Source organism: Kordiimonas aestuarii (genome assembly GCF_025574465.1).
Classification (GTDB): Bacteria; Pseudomonadota; Alphaproteobacteria; order Sphingomonadales; family Kordiimonadaceae; genus Kordiimonas; species Kordiimonas aestuarii.
This window is the reverse complement of the sequence record NZ_JAOBPP010000021.1, coordinates 826655-849106: the sequence shown is the minus strand read 5'-3', so window position 1 is coordinate 849106 and position 22452 is coordinate 826655. Positions and strand designations below refer to the sequence as shown.

General features: G+C 57.7%; 21 protein-coding genes and 1 tRNA gene. 8 read left to right on the top strand and 14 right to left on the bottom strand.

The window, feature by feature from the left end; all coding sequences use genetic code 11:
* Positions 1-68: 68 nt before the first annotated feature.
* Positions 69-965, top strand: coding sequence for an HNH endonuclease (locus tag OEU85_RS16505; RefSeq protein ID WP_262692625.1), 897 nt, complete (start codon positions 69-71; stop codon positions 963-965).
* Between the two features lie 26 nt (positions 966-991).
* Here OEU85_RS16505 and OEU85_RS16500 read toward each other — a convergent pair.
* From OEU85_RS16500 to hemC, 5 genes are all read right to left on the bottom strand, one after another.
* Positions 992-1067, bottom strand: a tRNA-Thr gene (locus OEU85_RS16500).
* 105 nt (positions 1068-1172) lie between these two features.
* On the bottom strand, positions 1173-2555 hold the full coding sequence (locus OEU85_RS16495; protein WP_262692624.1) for a heme biosynthesis protein HemY: 1383 nt from the start codon (positions 2553-2555) through the stop codon (positions 1173-1175).
* Positions 2552-3787 (bottom strand): COG4223 family protein, encoded by a 1236-nt coding sequence (locus OEU85_RS16490; RefSeq protein WP_262692623.1) that lies wholly within the window; start codon positions 3785-3787, stop codon positions 2552-2554. The genes OEU85_RS16495 and OEU85_RS16490 overlap by 4 nt, the downstream gene beginning before the upstream one ends.
* Before the next feature lie 36 nt (positions 3788-3823).
* Positions 3824-4522 carry a uroporphyrinogen-III synthase gene (locus OEU85_RS16485; RefSeq protein ID WP_262692622.1) on the bottom strand — a complete coding sequence of 233 codons (699 nt, stop codon included), beginning with the start codon at positions 4520-4522 and terminating at the stop codon, positions 3824-3826.
* Positions 4519-5478, bottom strand: a complete 960-nt coding sequence (gene hemC, locus OEU85_RS16480; protein ID WP_262692621.1) for a hydroxymethylbilane synthase — start codon at positions 5476-5478, stop codon at positions 4519-4521. Before hemC ends, OEU85_RS16485 begins: the two co-directional genes overlap by 4 nt.
* A 118-nt stretch (positions 5479-5596) precedes the next feature.
* Between hemC and tsaD the strand changes: the two genes are divergently transcribed.
* The 5 genes from tsaD (at position 5597) to OEU85_RS16455 (ending at position 8911) form a co-directional block, all read left to right on the top strand.
* A complete protein-coding gene (gene tsaD / locus OEU85_RS16475) occupies positions 5597-6718 on the top strand; it encodes a tRNA (adenosine(37)-N6)-threonylcarbamoyltransferase complex transferase subunit TsaD (RefSeq protein ID WP_394805442.1) in 1122 nt (373 codons plus the stop codon).
* 64 nt (positions 6719-6782) lie between these two features.
* Positions 6783-7775, top strand: coding sequence for an NAD(P)H-dependent glycerol-3-phosphate dehydrogenase (locus tag OEU85_RS16470; protein ID WP_262692619.1), 993 nt, complete (start codon positions 6783-6785; stop codon positions 7773-7775).
* Positions 7776-7802: 27 nt separating this feature from the next.
* Complete coding sequence (locus tag OEU85_RS16465; protein WP_262692618.1) at positions 7803-8102, top strand: YciI family protein; 300 nt, start codon at positions 7803-7805, stop codon at positions 8100-8102.
* Between the two features lie 18 nt (positions 8103-8120).
* The gene (locus OEU85_RS16460; protein ID WP_262692617.1) at positions 8121-8528 is read left to right on the top strand and encodes an EVE domain-containing protein; all 408 of its coding nucleotides are present in this window, start codon (positions 8121-8123) and stop codon (positions 8526-8528) included.
* Positions 8529-8533: 5 nt separating this feature from the next.
* Entirely contained in the window at positions 8534-8911 is a 378-nt protein-coding gene (locus tag OEU85_RS16455; RefSeq protein WP_262692616.1) for a Rieske (2Fe-2S) protein, read from the top strand.
* A gap of 7 nt (positions 8912-8918) precedes the next feature.
* Here the strand turns inward: OEU85_RS16455 and OEU85_RS16450 are convergent, their stop codons facing one another.
* From OEU85_RS16450 to OEU85_RS16440, 3 genes are all read right to left on the bottom strand, one after another.
* Positions 8919-9584 carry a PLP-dependent aminotransferase family protein gene (locus OEU85_RS16450; protein WP_262692615.1) on the bottom strand — a complete coding sequence of 222 codons (666 nt, stop codon included), beginning with the start codon at positions 9582-9584 and terminating at the stop codon, positions 8919-8921.
* 111 nt (positions 9585-9695) lie between these two features.
* Entirely contained in the window at positions 9696-10214 is a 519-nt protein-coding gene (locus OEU85_RS16445) for a tetratricopeptide repeat protein (RefSeq protein ID WP_262692614.1), read from the bottom strand.
* Between the two features lie 153 nt (positions 10215-10367).
* Positions 10368-10889, bottom strand: coding sequence for a SixA phosphatase family protein (locus OEU85_RS16440; RefSeq protein ID WP_262692613.1), 522 nt, complete (start codon positions 10887-10889; stop codon positions 10368-10370).
* Positions 10890-10956: 67 nt separating this feature from the next.
* Between OEU85_RS16440 and OEU85_RS16435 the strand changes: the two genes are divergently transcribed.
* Positions 10957-11583 (top strand): alpha/beta family hydrolase, encoded by a 627-nt coding sequence (locus OEU85_RS16435; RefSeq protein WP_262692612.1) that lies wholly within the window; start codon positions 10957-10959, stop codon positions 11581-11583.
* Between the two features lie 14 nt (positions 11584-11597).
* Here the strand turns inward: OEU85_RS16435 and OEU85_RS16430 are convergent, their stop codons facing one another.
* On the bottom strand, positions 11598-12434 hold the full coding sequence (locus tag OEU85_RS16430; RefSeq protein WP_262692611.1) for a class I SAM-dependent methyltransferase: 837 nt from the start codon (positions 12432-12434) through the stop codon (positions 11598-11600).
* A gap of 44 nt (positions 12435-12478) precedes the next feature.
* A complete protein-coding gene (locus OEU85_RS16425; RefSeq protein ID WP_262692610.1) occupies positions 12479-13159 on the bottom strand; it encodes a glutathione S-transferase family protein in 681 nt (226 codons plus the stop codon).
* Between the two features lie 212 nt (positions 13160-13371).
* Between OEU85_RS16425 and OEU85_RS16420 the strand changes: the two genes are divergently transcribed.
* The gene (locus OEU85_RS16420; RefSeq protein ID WP_262692609.1) at positions 13372-15654 is read left to right on the top strand and encodes a hybrid sensor histidine kinase/response regulator; all 2283 of its coding nucleotides are present in this window, start codon (positions 13372-13374) and stop codon (positions 15652-15654) included.
* A 25-nt stretch (positions 15655-15679) separates the two neighbouring features.
* On the opposite strand, the gene acs is transcribed toward OEU85_RS16420, so the two are convergent.
* The 4 genes from acs to pheS all read right to left on the bottom strand — a co-directional run bounded on the left by acs (position 15680) and on the right by pheS (position 22336).
* A complete protein-coding gene (gene acs / locus OEU85_RS16415; RefSeq protein ID WP_262692608.1) occupies positions 15680-17617 on the bottom strand; it encodes an acetate--CoA ligase in 1938 nt (645 codons plus the stop codon).
* Between the two features lie 119 nt (positions 17618-17736).
* Positions 17737-18729 (bottom strand): SAM-dependent methyltransferase, encoded by a 993-nt coding sequence (locus tag OEU85_RS16410; RefSeq protein WP_262692607.1) that lies wholly within the window; start codon positions 18727-18729, stop codon positions 17737-17739.
* Between the two features lie 131 nt (positions 18730-18860).
* A complete protein-coding gene (gene pheT / locus OEU85_RS16405) occupies positions 18861-21260 on the bottom strand; it encodes a phenylalanine--tRNA ligase subunit beta (RefSeq protein ID WP_262692605.1) in 2400 nt (799 codons plus the stop codon).
* Positions 21257-22336, bottom strand: coding sequence for a phenylalanine--tRNA ligase subunit alpha (gene pheS / locus OEU85_RS16400; protein WP_262692604.1), 1080 nt, complete (start codon positions 22334-22336; stop codon positions 21257-21259). Before pheS ends, pheT begins: the two co-directional genes overlap by 4 nt.
* Between the last annotated feature and the right edge of the window lie 116 nt (positions 22337-22452).

Here is a 22452-nt window from a genome sequence, read left to right as displayed (position 1 = left end):
TATTGCAACTATTAAAGATGCGGGGCACAGTTCAGGGTAGACCGTTTACACAGTGCTCCGGGGGTTTCATGGCATTTGGTGTTTTCATCCACCGCGCAGATTCGATTTATGATGATCGTCCCGCTGAGCGCTATCAATTTCCGCAATCATATCTAGCGCGGGCCTCGGCATGTGTAGGCGATTGGATTGTTTACCACGAACCAAAGAAAGTCAAAAACACGCGGGGCTATTTTGCCGTCGCAAAAGTCGAATGTATTGTCCCAGATCCAACCACCCCATACATGCATCTAGCGATCATTGAACCCGGCTCTTATCTCGATTTTGTAAATCCGGTGCCATTCAACGGAGAATACGGATTGCTAGAACAGGGGCTACTGAACGAACACGGGAAATTATCAGGCTGGGCACAGGCCGCAGTGAGACCACTCTCTTCTGCAGACTTTAACCGAATTCTTGATATTGGTTTGGCGGACGATCAATCATTTCTTCCGCGAACAGACGACATTCATCAGATTTCTCTGCACGAAGAGCAAACTCCCTTTGAATTCGCTGTTGACCGAGGTCGCACAACTTTCCTGACATCAAGGACTTTACGTGACCGAGCCTTCCGCCAGCGAGTTGTAAGAGCTTACAACGAACGGTGCGCCATTACTGGGTTGAAGCTCATCAATGGCGGCGGTCGAGCAGAAGTGGAAGCCGCCCATATCAGACCAGTCGAGCATGGTGGGCCGGATATTGTAAACAACGGGCTTGCGCTCTCAGGTACAGTTCATTGGATGTTTGATCGCGGGCTGATCAGCCTCACTGATGAGCTTGAGATCATCGTCAGCAGGCAGGGAAATGACCCCAACCGCATACGAGGGCTTATCAATGACAATGGAAAGGCATTTTTTCCCTTACGTCCGACAGATAGGCCCCACCCCACTTTTCTCGCATGGCATCGCGAAAACTGCTTCAAGCACTAATGATCGGCGATTCTGGGTAGTAAAAGTGGTGCCGCTTACGTGACTCGAACACGTGACCCCATCATTACGAATGATGTGCTCTACCAACTGAGCTAAAGCGGCGTCGCAACAAGTGTGCGTGTGGGCCGGAAAGGCCGTTACAGGCGGGCTGTATACCGGATGGGCCCAGCCACGGCAAGCGTTTTTTGGCGTGCACCCCCAGGCCCTTTACCGGGTGTGTGTATCGCGTCCAAGCGGCTGGCTGTCACCCGCGTCCGCGCCCAGCAGCGCAATGGTTTCCTCGGCCCGGAAGGCTTTTCGCGGCGCCACACTGCCGCCCACATCGCGCCAGTCCACCGTATCAAAACCACCACAATTGCCACAAAGCGGCGACCATGCGGTTGGCATATGGCCGCAGGCGTCACAGTGCCAGCCTTCGCCAGCCTCCGCGTGCGCAAGGGCGGCTTCAATCGGATCAGGGTCCTCATGCAGCGCGTGGGCAAGGGCAAGCCGGTATTGCCACGCCGCCCGCGTCGGCGCGGCTTTGATAAGCTTGTCGAGCAGCGGTTTGGCAATGTCATATTCACGGGCGTCCATCAGCGCATCCACAAGCAGCAGCATGGAGCCTGCATGATCCGGGTTTGGTGTGGTCAGCGTGCGCACGCGCTTGAGCCAGTCAGCCGCGCCCTCGGCCGCGTCCAGCGCCTTGAACACACGCGCCAGTGTCGGATGAGGCCGGTTGGCCCAGGCGTCCATAATCAGCTTGCTTGCGCGTTTTTTGTTGCCTTCACCCAGCTCGATCTTGGCAAGGGCCGCGGTTGCAGGCGCAAAATCGGGCCGGAGGGTCAGCACCTTCTTGAAGCCCTTTTTGGCCGCCAGCGTATCGCCGCGCAGGTTGGCCTCTGTGGCTTCCGCAAACACCAGGGCACTCCGGTGCCGGGTGATGACAGGCTTTTCCATCAGGTTTTCCCGCGCGACCTTGTCGAGCGCGGTTTCCGCTTCCGCCCAGTTGCCGGCGGCAACCTCGAGCGAAAACAGCGTCCTGAGCACCCACGGGCTTTTGCGGTTTTCCTTAAAGGCGGTACGTGCAAGCCGAAGGGCTTCGCTTTCGCGGCCCAGCCGCTGCGCTTCGCCCACAAGGCCTCGCAGGCCAAGAAAGCGGCCATCTTCCGTGCCTTCAAGTGCCTGATAGCGTTTGGCGGCACCGGCATGGTCCCCGGCGCGGGACGCGGCTTCCGCCGCAATCAGATGGACCATGGGTTGCGGCGGAAGCAAGACCTCCGCCTGTTCAATCAGTTTGGCGGCAAGCCGGTGATCCCCCGCCGATAGCGCCACGAGCGACTGGTTGAGAAGCTTGAGCCCGCGCCCCTGCCGCTTGACCACCCTGTTGGAGCCAAAAAACGGCATGTCGCGCCTGAGCCAGCCATAAAGCCACACCGCAAGCGCGGCAAGCGCCATGGCGGCAACGGCAAGAGCCGTGAGCGCGGCAAAACTGGTATAAAACCTGAGGCCTTGAAAATCGATGACCACATCACCGGGATGGTCGGCAAGCCACGCAGCCCCAACCGCGAGCACAAGTATCGCGATAAACCACAGAACGATCCGGGTCACGAGGCTGGCCTTTCCTGCGTGCCAGCGTTGGCAACACCACGGGTCAGCCGGTCAAACGCCTCTGTAACCGCGACATGGTTCCGCGCTTCCTTGCGCCACTGCGCGCTGGTGTCCTTCGCCGGGCCCTCGAGCGCGGCGAGAATGTCCGCTGCGCCTGTGATGTTACGGGCCGCCAGTGCACGCTCGGCCCTCAAAAGGTCCGCATCAAGGCCTGTGGCGCCCGCATCGGTGCGGCGCACGGTGAAAAGCTTGTTGAGGAAATTACCCTCGGCGCTGTCGCTCGCCTGCATGACAGCCGCTGCGACGGCATCAAAGTCGCTGACGAGTTTACCATATGGCGTGATGCCTTCCCCATACTCGGTAAGCACCGCGAGGTCCGCTCCGATCAACTGTTGGTCAAGGGCTGGCAGGGCAGAAAAGTCAGCCCTCAGGGCATTCAGCTCCGCGCCAAACGGCTGGCCGACAAGCGCGCGGTCCTTGAGCCGCCCGAGCGACAACACAAGCCGCCCGCGCGGGCTGGCCTCCAACGCGCCGGATTCCACCGCTTTCATCGCGGTCTCAAGGCTTTCAAGGCGATTCTTAAGGTGGCTGCTTTCCGCCCGCGCAAGCGCAAGCGCACCTGAGAGCTTGGATATCTGCGGGTCTTCCGCGCTTTCCATCGCCGACAGGCGCGTGATATCATCCGTCAGCCGGTTGATATCCGCCTGCAGGCCAGCAACCGCCGCCGGGTCAGGGACCGCATCGGCATTGCCATCGGCAGCAGCCACAAGCGCCATGTCTGCCGCCAGTTTCTCGCGCGCGGCGGCACCGCTTTCAAGCGCGGCTTCATGTTGGGCGAGGATTTCCGTGTGCCGATCCAGCGCGGCGGACAATGTCTCAAGCGCGGCGTTATAGCGTGCCATGTCCGGGCCGTCCGGGCCGTCCGGGCCACTGGCTGTGCCAGCGGGTAGGGGCACCACCGCGTCCTCTTTCAGGCCAAGATACACAAGGCCCGGGTCAAATTTCGGTGCAAAATAAACACCTGCGGCAAAAGCGCTGACACCAAAGGCAAGAACCCATCCTGCCTTCGCCATGAAGGACCCGCCTTTTTTTACGGTCTCAGCCTCTCGTGGCGGGTGCTCATGTTCGGCGATCACTTCGGCGTCGATGATGTCCTTTTCATCCACCGACGGTTCAGTCGCGCCTGCATCCCCACCCGTTGCGTCATCTGGTTTTTGGTCTTCACTAGCCACAGATACTGTCCCTTGGTCGCTGCCGTTTGGGCAGGCTTAGTCTTCGAGCATGGAGAAGAGCGCCTTCTCCGTCGGCATGATAGCGTAACGCACGCTACGCCACGGACCGATCAGCTGTTCCTTAACCCGTGTCGAAAGCGCGATGGCATCAATCCTGTTCAACCAGTCGGACCGGCCATATTCTGCCGCAGCTTCCTCAAATGTGGTGGCGGTGCGCGGCGAATAAAAGAGTGCAATATCAATTTCGCCTTCTTCCATGGCTTCCTGCACACCAGATGAAAAAGCCCGCATGGGCCGCGCCTGATAGGTCACCACATTAACAGCGTCAATGCCCTCACCCTTCAATACGTCAGAGATATTGTAGGAGACATTGGTGCCACACAGATAACTGTATTTGCGCTTCTCGCTGATACCGCATTCCAGCAGGGTCGGGATCATCTCGCGCGCGGTGCCGGGGCCAACAACCACATTGCTGAACCCAAGCTTGCGGACTTCTTCCGCCGTCTGTTCCCCGACCGCAAAGATCGGCCGTGCCTTGTTGCCAATGTTGGCAAGGCCATGACGCGCACCATTCTTGCTGGTGACAATCAGGCTGCGGTCGTCGCCCGGTATCTCGAACGACACGGGATCAATACGGATCATTGGCGCGATGATAACAGTGTGGCCCATGGCCTCAAGCTTTTCCGCCGTCGGCATAGCTTCGTCAATCGGCCGGGTGAGAAGGATGGTGCTCATTCAATCTCCGCTTCGATATCGGTTGCAAGGGTTTCAAAGAACGCCTCGCCCGCATCCCCCCGGATAGCGGCTCCCATATCCTGCCCGAGTGTTGCGGCAGCTTCAAGTGTCGCCGCGCAGGTGCCGGTTTTGTCAAACACGGTTTTACCGTCCAGTGACAGCAGCATGGCGTGCATCATCAGGCTATTGCCGGAACGGGTAGCATAGGCCGCAATTGGTGTGCGGCAGGAACCGTCAAGCGCGGCGAGAAACTCCCGCTCCGCCGTTACCGCAAGTGCGGTCTCGTCGCAGTGCAGCGGGGCAAGGCACGCGGCCATTGCCGTATCATCCTCACGAATTTCCACCGTTACAGCCCCCTGAGCGGGCGCCGGTAGAAAGTCAGCAAGGCTAAGTATCTCGGTGGCGGCATCGCTCATGCCCAACCGGTTGAGCCCGGCAAGCGCAAGGAAGGTGCCGTCCGCCTCCCCGGCCGCCAGCTTTTTCATGCGGGTCTGCACATTGCCGCGGAAGGTGACAACCTTGAGGTCCGGCCGGACGCGCAGCGCCATCGCTCGCCTGCGCAGGGAAGCCGTGCCCAGCGTTGCCCCCGCGGGCAAATCGCTGAAAGAGGCGTATTTTGCACTCATGAACACATCGCGCGCATCTTCACGCTTCAAAAAGGTGGACAGCACAAGCCCTTCAGGAAGGCGTGTGGGCATGTCCTTCGACGAATGCACCGCGCAGTCGATGCTACCGGCTGTCAGCGCATCTTCTATCTCTTTGGTAAAGAGGCCCTTGCCGCCCGCATTCATCAGGTGGCGGTCCAGAATACGGTCACCTGTGGTCTTGATCACCACAATCTCAACGTCACCGTCGCCAAGGTCTGCGTGCGCCGCTATCAGTTTCGCCTTGACGTCATTGGCCTGTGCCAGCGCCAGCGGGCTGCCGCGTGTGCCAATTTTAATGCCTTGTTGCACAAAACCCTCTCTCGGTGCTATCGGACGCCGCGCAGGCGCCGCTTCTCTTTGATGCTTTTAGCTATTTGGCTTATAGAACTTATGAAGCGGCGGCCCAAGCCCAAAGACAGGAATTATGATGCCCGCGACAAAAGAAACCGGCCTGAGTGCGCTCAAGCGCCCGCTTGTGCTGGGGATTGAAACAAGCTGCGACGAAACCGCCGCCGCCATTGTCGCGGCGGACCGCACAGTGCTGGCACACAGGGTGTTGTCACAGGTCGACGACCACGCCGAATTTGGTGGCGTAGTGCCCGAGATCGCGGCCCGGCAGCATATCAGCCATCTCGATCACCTGCTGCGGGACCTGATGGACGAGGCTGACCTTAACTTCAAAGACCTTGATGCCATTGCCGCCACCACCGGCCCCGGTCTTGTGGGCGGCCTGATGGTGGGCGTGATGACAGCAAAGGCGGTGGCGAGGGCCTCGGGCAAACCTTTTGTGGCGGTGAACCACCTTGAAGGCCATGCACTGACCGTGCGACTGGCGGACGATGTGCCGTTCCCTTACCTTTTGTTGCTGGTATCGGGCGGACATTGCCAGATTTTGATGGTCGAAGGCGTGGGGCGCTACACCCGCCTTGGCACCACCATCGATGATGCCGCCGGGGAGGCCTTTGACAAGACAGCCAAACTCCTGGGCCTTGGCTACCCCGGTGGTCCCGCTGTGGAAGCCGCTGCGCGTGAGGGCAACCCGAAGCGCTTCAAGCTGCCGAAGCCCATGGTGGGCAAGCCCGGGTGCAATTTCTCTTTCTCGGGTCTCAAGACCGCCGTCAGGCGGCTGGCCGAAGACTGCGTGGCGCGCCAAGGTGTGCTGACCAAAAAGGACCGCGCCGACATATGCGCCGCGTTTCAGGAGGCACTGGGTGCCTGCCTTGTGGACCGGCTGAAGCGTGCCACTGCCTTGTTCCGCGAGCAGGTTGGCGCAGGCGACCATCCTTTTGTGGTAGCGGGTGGTGTGGCCGCAAACCAGTATCTGCGCAACGAACTTGAGGCGCTGGCCGCCAGTGAAGGGCTGAGGTTTTTTGCCCCTCCGCTGGCGCTGTGTACAGACAATGGCGCCATGATCGCCTGGGCAGGGCTGGAGCGGTTTGCCGCCGACCCTACGATCGACGACCTGGATGTTTCGGTGCGCCCGCGCTGGCCGCTGGACGAGAATGCCAAGCCCATGGTTGGCAAAGGGAAAAAAGGCGCCAAAGCATAAGCACCTTGCCGAGACACGCGGGAAAGGGCAATCTAGGTTCCATAAAAACAAACGGGAGACAGCCTTGCAGAAAATTGGTGTTTTGGGCGCAGGAGCATGGGGCACAGCACTGGCGGCAGCCGCCGTGGGAGCAGGCCGCGATACGCTGTTGTGGGCGCGGGAAGAAGATGTGGTTGCGAGCGTGAACGCAGATCATGTGAATACGCTGTTCCTGCCCGATGTAACCCTTGATGCCAAGCTGAAAGCCACACATTCACTTGCGGACCTCGCGGACCGGGACGCCATTCTCGTTGTCTCCCCCGCACAGCATATGCGCACCATGGTACGCAGCCTCAAGGAACATCTGCCGGATAGTGTACCGCTAGTGATCTGCTCCAAGGGCATCGAGGTTGCCACCGGCAAACTTCTGAGTGAAGCCGTGGAAGAGGAAGCCCCAAACAACCCGGTGGCCGTGCTCTCCGGCCCGACCTTCGCTATTGAGGTGGCACAGGGCCTGCCATGTGCACTGACCCTGGCGTCCAAGGATGAAGCCTCCGGCAAGGCGCTTGTGGAGGCGCTTGGACAGGCAACATTCCGCCCGTATTATAACGCCGATATTGTGGGCGCACAGATTGGTGGCGCGGTGAAAAACGTGCTGGCAATCGCCACCGGTATTTCAGCGGGCCTTGGCGTGGGGGAAAACGCCCGCGCCGCCGTGATCACCCGCGGACTGGCGGAGATCATCCGCTTCGGCAAGCTTTATGGGGCCAAAACCGAAACCCTGATGGGCCTTTCCGGCCTTGGCGATTTGATCCTGACATGCTCAAGCACCCAGTCACGTAACATGTCGCTTGGCAAGGCCATCGGTGAAGGCCGCACCCTTGAAGAAATTATGGCGGAACGTAACTCTGTCGCCGAAGGAGCACACACGGTTGAAATTGTGCATAAAATCGCGACCGAGAAGGGCCTTGATATGCCCATTACCGCCGCAGTTTACAAAATCCTGAAGGAAGGACGCGAAGCCAAAGCCGTCATGGACGAGCTGATGGCCCGGCCATTCACGTCAGAAAACACTTAAACCCAACCATCAAATCGGGAGACAGCCATGCTGTTCATGATACTGGCAAAAGACAAGGCGGACAGCCTTGAGCTCCGCATGGCAAACCGTGCAGCCCATCTTGAATACATCAAGGGAGCCGGTAGCCGCATCAAGGTTGCGGGCCCCCTGCTTTCGGGGGGCGACGAGCCCAAACCGACAGGCAGCATGATTATCATTGATGCCGCCAGCGAAGGTGCGGTGCGTCTTTTTTGCGATAATGACCCCTATGCCACCGCCGGGCTTTTTGAACGGGTTGAGATCCAGCACTGGTTGCAGGTCACCGGCGAATGGGTGCCCAAAAGCTAGACACGCGGGAGGCTTGATATGGCTTACTGGCTGGTGAAATCCGAACCGCACGACTGGTCATGGGATGACCAGCTTGGTGTAGACACGGAGCCATGGACCGGAGTGAAAAACTATCAGGCGCAGGCCAACATGCGAAAGATGGCCGAAGGCGACGAGGTGTTTTTCTACCACTCCGGCAAGGACCGCGAGATTGTTGGTATCTGCACGGTGGCAACCGGTCCCTACGATGACCCCGATGACGAGAAGGGCAAGTTTTGTCTGGTCGACCTGAAAGCTGAAAGGCCGCTCAGCTCACCTGTCAGCCTGGCTGACGTCAAGGCGGATGAACGCCTGCATCACCTTGCGCTGGTGCGGCAAAGCCGCCTTTCTGTTATGCCCATCGATGCCGACAGCTGGGCCCTGATCTGCGCCAAAGGTGGGCGATAAACCCCATGCCACCATCCCCGCTTGATCTTGAAGACGTGCCTGCAGGGCCGCCAAGCGGTACTCTGCTCGCGCGGCTTGACGACCTGCCGCACCATGGCGGCAAGGAACTGGTGTTTCGCGACGGCCATATGGTCCTGCGGCTGCTGGTACAGCGCCACGGAGCAGGTGCCGTCGTGTACGAGAATCGTTGCCCGCATGCTGGCACACCGTTGAATATGTTTGACGACAAATTTATCGATATCACCGGCGGGCGGCTTTTGTGCCGCACCCATGGCGCGCTGTTTGACATCGCCAGCGGCCGGTGTGTGCGCGGTCCGTGCAAAGGCGACCACCTGCGGGCGGTCAATATCGACATCAGGGATGATGCGATCTATAGCGCCTGAAGGCCGGTCAGATCATCACCGTACCGGCGCGACGCTGCTGGGTCGGTGACGGCGTGCGGGCATTGCCCGGCAGCTCAACCGATACCGCGCGCCAGTAACTCTGGTAGCCATCTTCGTGAATGACGGACTTCAGCACCATCGATAGCTCGGAGTCGTAATAGACTGTGTTGGTCTTGCGCTTGGACTGGTTGCCCTTTTTATATTCGGTGACAATATCGACGACAAAAACCTTGCGGTCTCCGGTGGAGAGCGAAATGGTTTTCTCACCGATCACATGGATATTCGCCCAGAAATCAATCGCAGTGCCACGATTGATGTTCTTGGTGTTGCCGCGGAAGCTGACTTCCTTGCCCACGGCAAGCGGGAACAACTGCTCCAGCAGCTTATAGTCAAAGTCGGCCTCATACTGATAGCCGAATTCAACCCCGCTCACATTATAGAGGCCGCGGTAATAATTATGCACAACGACACGTTCGTCCTGCCAATAATATTCGGTGGTAACCAGCTTGTCGGTCACGGCTGTGACCTCCGCGTATAATTCCTGTCCGTGGCGCTGGATAACCGCGCGGGTGCCGACAATTGCAGACGGCGTCGCAGGTGCGCGCGCGACGGGGTCACATGCGACAAGCAATATCACGGCTAAAGTTGCAAAAAGGCGCGAAACCACTGGCACGCACTTTGCCTCCACTATCTATCCTCAAGCCCCTAATATCACCCATCGCAAGCGGTGGGAAGCCTCAAGGGCCGCACACCCCCATGCCCAGCCAGAAAGGATGGAAAATGATCAGATTGGTCGCGTGTTTTGCGGCCGTTCGGCTTTAAGCCCCTGGGCCCGCCCCTCGGCGAGCTCGATATTGCGCTGGATCACAACGGAGCTTGGGGCCAGCTCAAGGCCACGGGCATATTCTTCCTGGGCACGGCCGATCTCACCGGTTTCAAGAAAGATATTGCCCCGGTTATTATAGAAGCGCCAATTGTTGGGCGCGATGCTGATGGCAGTATTGCACTGCTTGAGCGCGTCGACCCACTCTTCTTCCATGATATAGCTGACACACAAGCCGTTGTGGGCACGGGCGCGCTGCTGCATGGTCAGGGTACCCCGGAGCGCGCGGGCATAGACCTCGCGGGCGGCAATCGCGTCACCACGGATAATCAGCTCATTGCCGCGCTTCAGGTTTTCTGAGGCCCGCAGAATAATTTCAAGCTTTGGCATGGCATCGGATGAGAACCGGTCCGCACTTACAGAAAAGGCGGTACCAAGCACGCATGCCAGAGCAATTACAGGACGGTTTAAAAGACGCATTACGACCTCCACTTCACTGCTCCCCGTCAGTCTTCGACACCCCCGTGTCGATCCCACTATAACACAGATTCCCCCGAATCCTTATCATCACAACTAGTTGTATTCATATAAGTGGGTGAATGTTACCTTATAACGGGGCCCTCGCAAAAGCAACTAAGCCATGGTTTGGTCCTTGGGTTTGATGAAGCGTTTCAGGCAGCCCGTGGACAGACCGATGTCCGCGAGGCGCCTTTCCTCAAATTCAATATCGGCAAACGTGCCGGTCGGGTATTTATAGTCAAGCGCATGCACAAGCTCGGGTTCGCCGGTCTTGATAAGCTCAAGTGCGGCGCTGTGGAACCCGGGGTTATGCCCGACGAGCAGGGCACTCGTGCAGTCGCCAGCATCGCTGCGTACAACGCTCACAATCGTCTCGACGCTCGCCATATAAAGCGCTGGCTCAAATTGTACCGACCAACGAAGCTGGCCTGCATCCATCGCACGTTCAAGCGTCTCCCGTGCCCGCGCAGCCGTGGAGCAGACAACAAGCTCAGGGGCTATACCCAGCTTGGCAAACAGCCGTCCCATGCGTACCGCGTTTTTGCGCCCCCGCTCAGTGAGGGGCCTGTCATGGTCAGACAGGCGCACGTCCGCCCAATCGGATTTTGCGTGCCGCAACAAATAAAGATTTGCCATCGCCCTCTTCCTTATCCATTTTCTGGCCGCACACACCCCAACCTGCGCCCGGACGGAGACCAAGGCCATGATGACAGATTTTATAGAAAACGGAACGGGAGAAAAGGGAACTGTCTTGCTGGCGCACGGGGCAGGCGCAGGTATGGACAGCGATTTCATGGTGGCGTGGGCTGAAGGGCTGGCGTGCCGCGGCTTTCGGACGCTGCGTTTCGAATTCCCCTATATGGTGTTGCGCCGTGAAGACGGAAAAAAACGCCCGCCAGACCGCGCACCGAAACTGATGGAGGCTTACCACCATGCCATCACTGAAACCCACGTGCGCTATAGCCCGCACAAGCTGATCATCGGCGGGAAATCAATGGGGGCACGTATTGCCAGCATGGTCGCCGCCGAAGACCCCACGCTATGCGATGGGCTGCTGCTCCTGGGTTACCCGTTTCATCCAACAGGCAAGCCTGAGAATCTGCGCACCGGGCATCTGGCCGCCATCGACGTGCCAGCGCTTGTCATCCAGGGAGAGCGTGATCCTTTTGGCAACAAGGCGCTGGTGGACACACTAGACCTGGCGGACAACTTCACCCTGCACTGGGCGTCAGATGGCAACCACGACCTGAGCCCCAGGAAGGCATCCGGCTTTACGGCCCAACAAAACCGGGCGACCGCACTAGGTACAGCCGCCCGTCATTTTGGCTAGGCCTATGCCTCGGTCTATTCAACCTTCACGAACTTGAGCGTCATGCGGTCTGATTCGCCAATGGCTTCGTATTTGGCCTTATCCGCATCACCCAGAGCCAGTACCGGCGGCAGGGTCCACACGCCTTTTTCATAGTTCTTCTCGTCCTTGGGGTTGGCGTTCATTTCAGACGCTTCCACAAGCTTGAAGCCGTGGGCTTCGATTGCCGCAACGAGGTCGCTTTGTTTCCAGCGGCCTTTTTGTGCCGCTGCCATACGGTCACCGTCAAAATCCTCGTCAATGCGATGTTGCACCACACCCATCACCCCGCCGGGCTTCAGCATCGCATGGGCCTGTTCCATGCCCTTGTCGAAAAAGTCACGGCGCCACCAGTTGTGAAGCGCCCGCACGATGATAATCGCGTCCAGGCTGGCCTCATCCACTGGCAAGCCCGCTGACGCGGGAATCCATGTCGCAACTGCGTTGGGCCCAAAATCCGCCCGCATAGCTTCAAATTTTTCAGGATAGGCCCGCAGGTTGGCGGCATAGTTTGCATATTCGGCATAGACGTCCGGGTTATGTTCAAGCCCGACATATTTGCCGTCCTCCTTGAGGAGCGGCCCCAGAATTCGGCTGTACCAACCACCACCCGGGTTTACTTCCGCGACGGTCATATCCGGTTCAATGCCAAGGAAACGCAAAAACTCCTCCGGGTGGCGCGCCGCGTCACGGCTGCTTTCCCCGTCCTTGCGGACACTATTGTCATGCACTGCTTTCCAGATTGCGTCCTCATGATGGTCTGCGATCGCGCCACCAAGGCTGATGCCAATGGCCGCGGCCGCTGCAAAACCCCAATTCCGTACAAAACTCATTCTCTGTCTCCCTTGACTATCTGTCCCTGTTTTATGGCTATGGATTAGCGTTGCAGCATTTGCTGTGCTGCTTTGACGAATTTTTCGCTCGACTCTTTTACGTTCAGGTCCGGGCGGGGGGGCTGCATCAATCCGCGTTTTACCGCAGCCCGGTCGCCGATCTTGTCTTGCCAGGCCCGCACTGCATCCAGGCCGTCAAGATCCACGCCGGCCCACGAATGCGCCCTTACCCAGCACCAGTTGGCAATATCAGCAATGCTATAATCGTCGCCCGCCAGATAGGGGCTTTGCTTCAACCGCCGGTCCAACACGCCATAAAGGCGACGGGTCTCATTCTGGTACCGGTCGATTACACTCTGGATCTTTTCCGGGAAATAGCGATAAAACACATTGGCCTGGCCCTGCATTGGCCCCACGCCACCCATCTGGAACATCAGCCATTGCATGACAAGCGAACGGCCTTTCTCGTCGGATGGCATCAGCTTGCCACTTTTCTCCGCCAGATATACCAGGATGGCCCCTGACTCGAACACCGCGAAATCTCCATTGTCATGATCCACGATGGCCGGAATGCGCCCATTGGGGTTGATGGCGAGGAACCAGTCTTCCTTCTGGGCACCGCTACTGAGATCAATCGCTTCGAGCTTATAGTCAAAGCCCATCTCTTCAAGGGCAACGGAAGCTTTGTAACCGTTTGGCGTCGCGGCAGAATATAGTGTGATCACGATGGTTTCCTCAATCCGGTTGCAATTACCCTGCTTAAGATAGCGTGGCAGGAGACGGTTGAAAGATCACGCGCGATAACATTTTTGCGACCTGCCAATGCTGAGAAACAGGCCTTTAAACACAAACAATTCAACCACACGAATGAAAATTTATACTTTTAGTGTATTTAGGATATAGTTATTAAATAATAAGTTATTGGGCGGGGGACTGTATGACCAAACGTACCTGGCAAAATCTCACGTTATTTTTTGCTGCAATGTTGCTTGTTATAGCCTTTGCGTATGTGCAGGAACAAAGGTTATCCCACACCCTGCGCAAACAGGTATCCACCACACTCCATCAAACCGTCGCCAGCACCCAGGAAGCCGCCGCCGCCTGGAAACAACGCCATATAGCGCAGATGGCCAGCATCTCCCAGCACCCGGTTATTCTGCGGGAGGGCTCCAAATTGCTTGGTCTCCAGGACTCCGGGGACAGTCTCACCTCCGATACCCTTGAAGACCTCCGGGCGCATATGGCGAAAATCCTGGCCAACTACGGCTATCTCGGGTTTTTCATTATCGCGCCCGATGGCACCAGCATCGCCTCGATGCGCGACAATAACATCGGCGGCCAAAACCTGATTCGTGTACAGGCGCCGGAACTTTTTTCCCGCGCCCTCGCCGGTGACATCACCATCAGCCAACCGGTTCACACCGACGTGCCTGTCTTGGGTACAGACGGTGTTGTCTCCAAAGCGGCCCCCACGATGTTTGCCCTGGCGCCGCTCAGGGACCGTGACGGCAATGTGATTGCGGTTTTTACCTTGCGGATAAACCCACTCAATGACTTTGCGGCCATTTTCGCGCGCGGCCGCATGGGTCTGACCGGCGAGACATACGCGTTTAACAAACACGGCCTGATGATCAGCGAGAGCCGCTTCACCGATACGCTGGAACTTGTTGGTCTGCTGCGCAGGGGCGAAGCCAGCATGCTCAACATACCGGTTCACGACCCAGGCTATAACGCCTTTGACGGCTCCCGCGATGTGGACATTGACGCCAGCCCGCCCACGGCAATGGCCAAGAGTGCGCTGGCAGGGGGAAATGGTGAAAACCTGGTCGGTTACCGCAACTATCTCGGACAAGCGGTTGTCGGGGCATGGGTGTGGGACAATGAACTTGGGTACGGCATTGCGTCAGAAGTGGGCAAAGGCGAAGCCTTTTCCGGCCTGAATACAAGCATTGCCACCATTCGAACCTTCGCCGGCTGCATCGTCCTGCTGCTGGCCATTCTGGCTTATGTACAGCACCGCAACAGGCACCGGAGGCAACAGCAGGAACTGGCCGTGCTTGCAGCACTTGATCAGGCTAAACAGGCCAATCAGGCCAAGATGGTGTTTCTCTCGTCGATGAGCCATGAACTCCGCACGCCGCTCAACGCCGTCATCGGATTTGCCCAGCTTCTTCTCGAAGAGGAAAGTGTAAAGGAAAACCCCGAGCATGCCCGGCAAATTGGCAATATTCAGGAAAGCGGCGAACATCTTCTGTCTCTCGTCGACGAAATACTGGAATTCGCAAAACTGGACTTGGGTAGGCTCTCCTTCCAATATAGCAAAACCTCCATCGCCAATATTGTAACCGAGTCGATCGAGATGGTTGAGCCCTCTGCCAAGGCAGGGCAAATTGTCGTTCACCTTGAAAACGACGACCTCAGCGAACTGCCACAGATATGGACAGACCCGACGCGGGTGAAACAGGTACTGCTGAACCTGTTGTCCAACGCGGTGAAATATAACAGCGCTGGTGGGTATGTCAGTATCCATGTCACCGTCGGTGCCGGCAATGTCCGCTTTCAGGTGGACGATAGCGGACGGGGAATCACCAAGGAGGATATGCCTAATCTGTGGGAACCATTTACCCGCCTTGGGACCGATGTGACCAGCATCGAGGGGTCAGGCATCGGCCTCGCCTTTTCGCGCAAACTTATTGAAGAACTTGATGGCGACATGGGTGTCTCCAGCACACCGGGTAAAGGCAGCCGCTTCTGGTTCAGCCTCCCCCTCCGGTTATCGGCGACATTGACCGGGCCGCAAAAAACCGACGCCAAGGGAGCTGACGGCGGCAAAGCTACGCCGTTTGAAGACCTGAGCGTCTTGTGTATTGAGGACCTTGAGATCAATCAGGATATTGTGCGGCGCATGCTTATCAAGCTTGGGATTACCCAGATGTCTTTCGCTTATGATGGCAACACCGCGCTCGAAAAGCTGAAATCCAACAAATATAACCTTATCCTGCTTGATATTAACTTGCCGGATATGGATGGGTTTGAGTTCAACCGCCGCAAAATCGCCATGGGCCTCGCACAGCAGACCCCCGTTATCGCGCTAACCGCAAGCACCTCGCCCGAGACGCGAAAAATGGCAAAGGAATACGGCATCGCAGGCTTTGTGGCCAAACCGATCAAGCTTGACCATCTGATGCAAACCATTGCCGAGCATACCCGGGCGCACTAATGGTGCCTGGTTGCCGTTCAGGCTGTTAGCGGTTCAGCCTGTGCTCAATCAGGTCATCCACAACGCCCGGATCGGCAAGCGTTGACGTATCGCCCAGATTGCCAAACTCGTTCTCCGCGATTTTGCGCAAGATACGCCGCATGATCTTGCCTGAACGGGTTTTTGGCAGGCCCGGTGTAAACTGGATATGATCTGGCGTCGCCACCGGGCCAATTTCCTTGCGGACAAAAGCCACGAGGTCCTTGCGTAACGCATCGGAAGGTTCGACCCCCAGGGCCGTGGTCACAAAAGCATAAATGCCCTGGCCCTTGATGTCGTGCGGAAACCCGACCACCGCGGCTTCGACAACACCCTCATGTTCGTCCAGGGCTGCCTCAATCTCTGCGGTTCCAATCCGGTGGCCGGACACATTGATCACATCATCAACCCGACCTGTAATCCAGTAATAGCCATCCTCATCGCGGCGGCACCCGTCGCCGGTGAAATAGAGGCCCTTATAGGTGGAAAAATAGGTCTGGATGAACCGCGCGTGATCACCATACACGCTGCGTGCCTGGCCGGGCCAGCTGTCGGTGATCACGAGGTTGCCGGACGCGGCCCCCTCAATGAAATTACCATCCTGATCCACTAGCGCGGGTTTGACACCGAATATCGGGTGGGTGGCAGAACCGGGCTTAAGCTCCGTGGCACCCGGCAGCGGCGAGATCATCACACCGCCGGTTTCAGTCTGCCACCAGGTATCAACGATCGGGCAACGCTCCTCACCCACTACGCGGTAATACCACAGCCATGCTTCAGGGTTTATGGGCTCTCCCACTGATCCCAACAAGCGGATCGAACTGCGGTCATGCTTTTTGACCGGCTCCTCGCCAAGCCGCTCCAGCGCGCGAATTGCCGTCGGCGCAGTATAAAAAATATTGACCTTGTGCTTCTCGCACACCTGCCAGAAACGCCCGGCATCAGGATAGGTAGGCACGCCTTCAAACACCAGGGTGGTCGCCCCGTTCGCGAGCGGCCCATAAACGATATAGCTGTGCCCTGTGACCCAGCCCACATCGGCGGTGCACCAGTAAACCTCACCCTGTTTGTAGTCAAACACATACTCATGGGTCATTGACGCCCAGACCATATATCCACCAGTGGTGTGCAGCACGCCTTTCGGCGTCCCTGTTGAACCGGAGGTATACAAAATGAACAGCGGGTCTTCCGCGTCCATTTCTTCGGGCGTGCAGTCCGCTGACACCCTGGTCTTCGCCTCGTGGTACCAGACATCGCGGTTATCCTGCCACGATACGTCGCCCCCGGTACGCCTTACAACCACAACACTTGCGACATTGGGGCACTGCCTGAGCGCCTCATCCACATTGGCCTTGAGCGGCACATGTTTGGCCCCGCGCAGGCCCTCATCGGCGGTGATAACAAGGGTGGACCCACAGTCCCTGATACGGCCCGCCAGTGCGTCGGGCGAGAAACCACCAAACACCACAGAGTGCACCGCGCCAATACGCGCACATGCCAGCATGGCGTAAACCGCCTCCGGGATCATCGGCATATAAAGGGTGATACGGTCACCTTTTTTGGCGCCCCGGTCCTTCAGTACATTGGCAAAGCGGCACACTTCCTCATGAAGCTCACCAAAGGTGATGTGTTTGTGGTCCGTCGGCTCATCACCTTCCCAAATGATCGCGACATCGTCGCGGCGCCCTGGCAGATGGCGGTCAATACAGTTGACGGAGGCATTCAGGGTGCCGTCCTCGAACCATTTGATCGGCACGTCGCCTTCAAAGCTGGTATTCTTGACCTTGCTGAAGGGTTTCATCCAGTCAATGCGCTTGGCCTCGTCCGCCCAGAATTCCTCCGGCGCGTCGATGGAGCGCTGGTACATCTCCTGATATTTTTCATTTGTGCAAAGGGTGCCTTCAAGCGCGTGCGCGGGCACCGGAAACTTCAGACCTTCACTCATTTCTCAACTCCCTCCAGTAGGCTGGGGGAGGATCATGACGGCAGTTTGGCCTTGTTGCAACCCCCGCTATGGCAACGATGTCATTTTTGTGATTCCGCCACTTTCAGCCAACTGGTCGCTTACCAGTCAGACATCATGGAGGGGCCGCCGGACTTTTTATTCGCCACGATCCGCCACAATTTCAAATCGCCGCTCTCAAGCATTTTCTTGCGCCGGGTCCAGAACTCGGCTTCGCGCATCAGGGTCTGGATCATCATGGTGCCGTCTTCACGCTTGGCAAGCTTGGCCGCGACCTCGTCAGCACCCGCCCATGCCTTGTTGATCATATCAACATATTGCATGCTGATATCTTCCGACACGCGCACCTGCAGTCGGTTTCTTTTCATCATCTCCACGAGATCATCCGAGAGCACAGGATATGGGTGATGGCGTTCGCCCACGACCCACTCTTTGTAGCGGTCTTTCCCGAGCACGGCATCAGACGAAATAACATATTCAGTCATGAGAAACAGGCCACCAGGCTTAAGCTTGTCCTCAATCTTGGCGATCATGTCATTCTTGTCTTCGATGGTGTAGAGCGCTTCCTTGGAGAGCGCTCGGTCATATTTCCGGTCGAAACCATCAAAATTTTCAGTGTCATACTGCTCAAGCTGGGCTTTTTTCTCGAGCCCCGCCATTTTGGAAAGCTTACGCCCCTTGTCAACGAGCGTCTGGCTTTCTTCAAAACCGGTGATCCAGACGCCAAAGCGGTCCACAAGCACACGTGCCGGGCCACCGAGACCCGCACCGATCTGCAGCATGGACATTTCAGGGCTGAGTGCCAGAAGTTTTGAGAGCGAGACAATATATTCCGGCCCGCCAGGACCACAGAAGCCCTTGCCCCAGATATATTGGGCAATATCAACGGTAGCGTTATCCCACGGATCCAGATTCTCCGCGGTTGCCGCTTTCGTCGGCGCGACCTCTTTTGGTTCCTCCTTGGCAGCCTCCTGAGGTTGCCGAGAGCCTATGCGCTTTTTGATATCTTCCGTATCATAGCCTTCCCACCAGGCCTTCAAGCGCAACTTGAGCGGAACCGAAGCCGCTTTGCCTTTCTGCTGTTTTGCTGCCAAATTTCACACCCACACGTATGGAAAAGGACCACACCCCATGAACCCAATTCCTCTTTAACATGAATATGAAAACCGATCGGGAATATTTTGCAAGCCCCGATCGATTCAAATTTTATCGATTTTTAGCCACCTCAGCCGCGCAAAGTTGCCCCAACCGCCTTTTCAGCGGCCGCAATAACCTTGGAAGCGATGGCTTCAATGTCCTTATCGGCGAAGGTTTCACCCTTGGGTTCAAGTGTCACCGTTAGCGCGACAGAGCGCATGTCATCCGGCACACCTTTACCCTCATAAAGGTCAAAAATACGCACGTCCGATATAAATGCCTTATCGGCACCTCTGACCGCACGGATCAGGTCACCGGCTTTTGCATCCCGGGACAAAAGGAACGCAAAGTCCCGTTCCACGGACTGCAGATTGGAGACATTCAGCGCGCCCTTGGCCGCGCCTGACTTGCGCGGTGCCGGAATAGCGTCAAGATACACCTCAAAGCCGACAACCGGACCATCTACATCCAGTGCCTTCAGGACACGCGGATGCAGCTCGCCAAAACTTGCGAGGATGTTTTTAGGGCCAAGGCGCAAGGTACCCGACCGGCCCGGATGATAATAATCCGGCGCTTCATCAAAGGCCTGCAGGTTGGCCGTCGGCGCAAGCGCAGCTTCCAGAGCAGCCAGCGCGTCGCGTTTGGCATCAAAGACCGATACCTTGCGGCTTGTACTTTCCCAGTGCCGCTCTACGGCGTCGCCAGCGCGAATGCCGGTTGCGACCAAAAGCTGACCTTTGTCGCTGTCATCGCGGTAAATGCCACCCACTTCAAACAGCGCCACCGACGGCGCGCCGCGGTCGGCGTTGCGACCCGCTGCCTCAATCAGGTTCGGCAGAACGGACGGCCGCATGCAGTCAAGCTCCGACGAGATCGGGTTATCAACCACAAGGCGTTCGTCACCGCCGCCAAACAGCACGGCATTCTCCCGCTTCATGAAGGACCACGTCACCGCCTCGTGCATGCCCACGGCTGCCAGGCGGCGTTTGGTGGCACGCGCCTGTTTCTGCCGGGCGCTCAGGGTAGTGCCAGCTTTATGGTCGGTCGCAGACAGTTGCACGCTCGGGATATTGTCATAACCATGGATACGCAGCACTTCCTCAACGATATCGGCTTCGCCTTCCACGTCCACACGCCACGACGGCACATGGACTGTGTAAGGATCACTGCCCGAGACTGTAAAGCCAAGCCGCTCAAGAATGGCGACGCTGGTTTCACCGCGCAGGTCCACACCACCCAGGGTTTTCACCCGTTCTGACCGGAAAGGCACCGTGTGATTCCAATCAGGAACCGCACCGGCCTCAAAAGCCTCACTTGGCTCGCCGCCACACAGGTCAAGAATCAACTGGGTAGCGATTTCCATGCCCTGATGCACAAACTGGCTGTCAACGCCGCGTTCAAAACGGTAACGCGCATCGGTGTTGATGCCGTGCTCCCGGCCTGTCATCGCGGTTTTCACCCGGTCAAACAACGCACACTCCAGTACCACATCCGTGGTCTCGGGTGTGCAGCCGCTGTCCTCGCCGCCGATAATGCCGCCAAAGCCGAGGACATTCCGGTCATCAGCGATAACCGTCTCACCGCCGTTGCAGGTGTAGGTTTTACCGTCAAGTGCCAGAAAGCTTTCGCCTTCCTTTGCAATCCGCGCCTGCAGGCTGCCGTCTAGCTTGTGCGCGTCATAGACGTGCAGCGGGCGACCAAGGTCGTACGAGACATAGTTGGTAATATCCACAAGCGCCGAAATGGGCCTGAGGCCGATCGCCTTCAGCCGGGCCTGCATCCATTTGGGACTTGGGCCGTTCTTCACGCCGGTGAACTTGCGGCCCACAAACAGCGGGCAATCGCCCCTTCGGTCTTCCGGCAGGTTGAGCGCAACTGTCACATCGCTTTTGTAGGAACCCGCGACCTTCACGTCCGACAACGCCTTCAGCGTCCCCATGCCCGCGGCGGCAAGATCGCGCGCGATGCCATATACACCAAGGCAGTCCTGCCGGTTTGGCGTGATGGCAATCTCGATCATTGGCTCATCAAGTTTCGCATAGTCCACAAAAGACTGGCCGACCTGCGCATCGTCAGGCAACTCGATGATGCCGTCATGGTCATCGCCCAACTCAAGCTCACGGTAGGAACACATCATGCCCGACGATTCGACGCCACGAATTTTGGCTTTACCCAGGGTGAAATCAAGCCCCGGCACATAGTCGCCGGGCTGGCCGAGCACAACTTTGATGCCCGTGCGGGCATTCGGCGCGCCGCACACAATCTGCATCTCGCTCGCACCGTCAGACACCTTGCACACCTGAAGCTTGTCGGCGTCGGGGTGTGGCTCTGCCGAGATGATCTGTGCAACCTTGAACGGCGCCAGCGCGTCAGCCGGGTTTTCAACACCCTCAACCTCAAGGCCGATGGCATTCAGCTTGGCAAGAATGTCCTCAAGGCTTGCATCCGTGGTGAGATAGTCCTTGAGCCAGCTAAGAGTGAATTTCATCGGCTGAGCCCTCCTGCGATCGTCGGCAAGTCAAGTGCGCGGAAACCATAGTGCTTGAGCCACCTGAGGTCCGCATCGAAGAAGGCCCGCAGGTCGCTCATGCCGTATTTCAGCATGGCCAACCGGTCAATGCCGCAACCAAAGGCAAACCCCTGATAGACATTGGGGTCAAGGTTACAGGCCTCGAGCACATTCTGGTGCACCATGCCGGAGCCCAAAATCTCAAGCCAGTCATTGCCGTCACCAATTTTGACTGTGCCGCCCTCAAAGCTGCACTGCACATCCACTTCCATGGATGGTTCGGTGAAGGGGAAATAACTGGGCCGCAGGCGAAGCGTCACCGCGTCCACCTCAAAAAAAGCCTTGAGGAAGGCCTCGAGCGTGCCCTTGAGGTGCCCCAGGTGCGTGTCACGGTCAATCACAAGCCCCTCCACCTGATGGAACATGGGTGTGTGGGTTGCGTCCGAATCAGACCGGTAGGTGCGACCGGGCGCGATGATACGGATCGGCGGTTCTTCCTTCAGCATGGTGCGAATTTGCACCGGGCTGGTGTGCGTGCGCAAAACCTTGCGGTCACCGTTCGCATCCGGCTTCAGGTAGAAGGTGTCATGATCCTGGCGCGCGGGATGCTCGGGCGGGATATTGAGCGCGGTGAAGTTATGAAAGTCGCTCTCGAGGTCCGGGCCTTCAGCCACATCAAAGCCAAGCGAGGCGAAAATCTCGGCAATCTCATCCATCACCTGACTGATCGGATGCACGCTTCCCGAGGCATGGTCAAGCACCGGCAGGGTGATATCCAGCTTCTCGGACTTGAGGCGGGCATCAAGCGCCGCTTCCTCGAGGGTTTCCTTGCGTGCCGCAATAGCCTCCGCAACCTCGGCCTTCAGGCCATTGAGGGCAGGGCCCATTTCCTTGCGCTCTTCGGGGCTCATACGACCAAGGCCTTTCATGAGCTCCGACACGCTGCCTTTTTTACCAAGCGCGGCAACACGTACATCTTCAAGGGCGGCGACGTCGCCTGCCGCGTCAATGCGCGCGGTGATTTCCTCTTTGAGGGCTGAGATTTGTTCCTGCATGTCTCTTCCGCTTCGGGATGATCTGATCAAATGTTCTTAAAGTCGCTGAAATCTGCACCGGGAATGCCAAAGGCGCAAATAAAAAGGGGCCCCGCCAACGGCCAGGCCCCTTAATA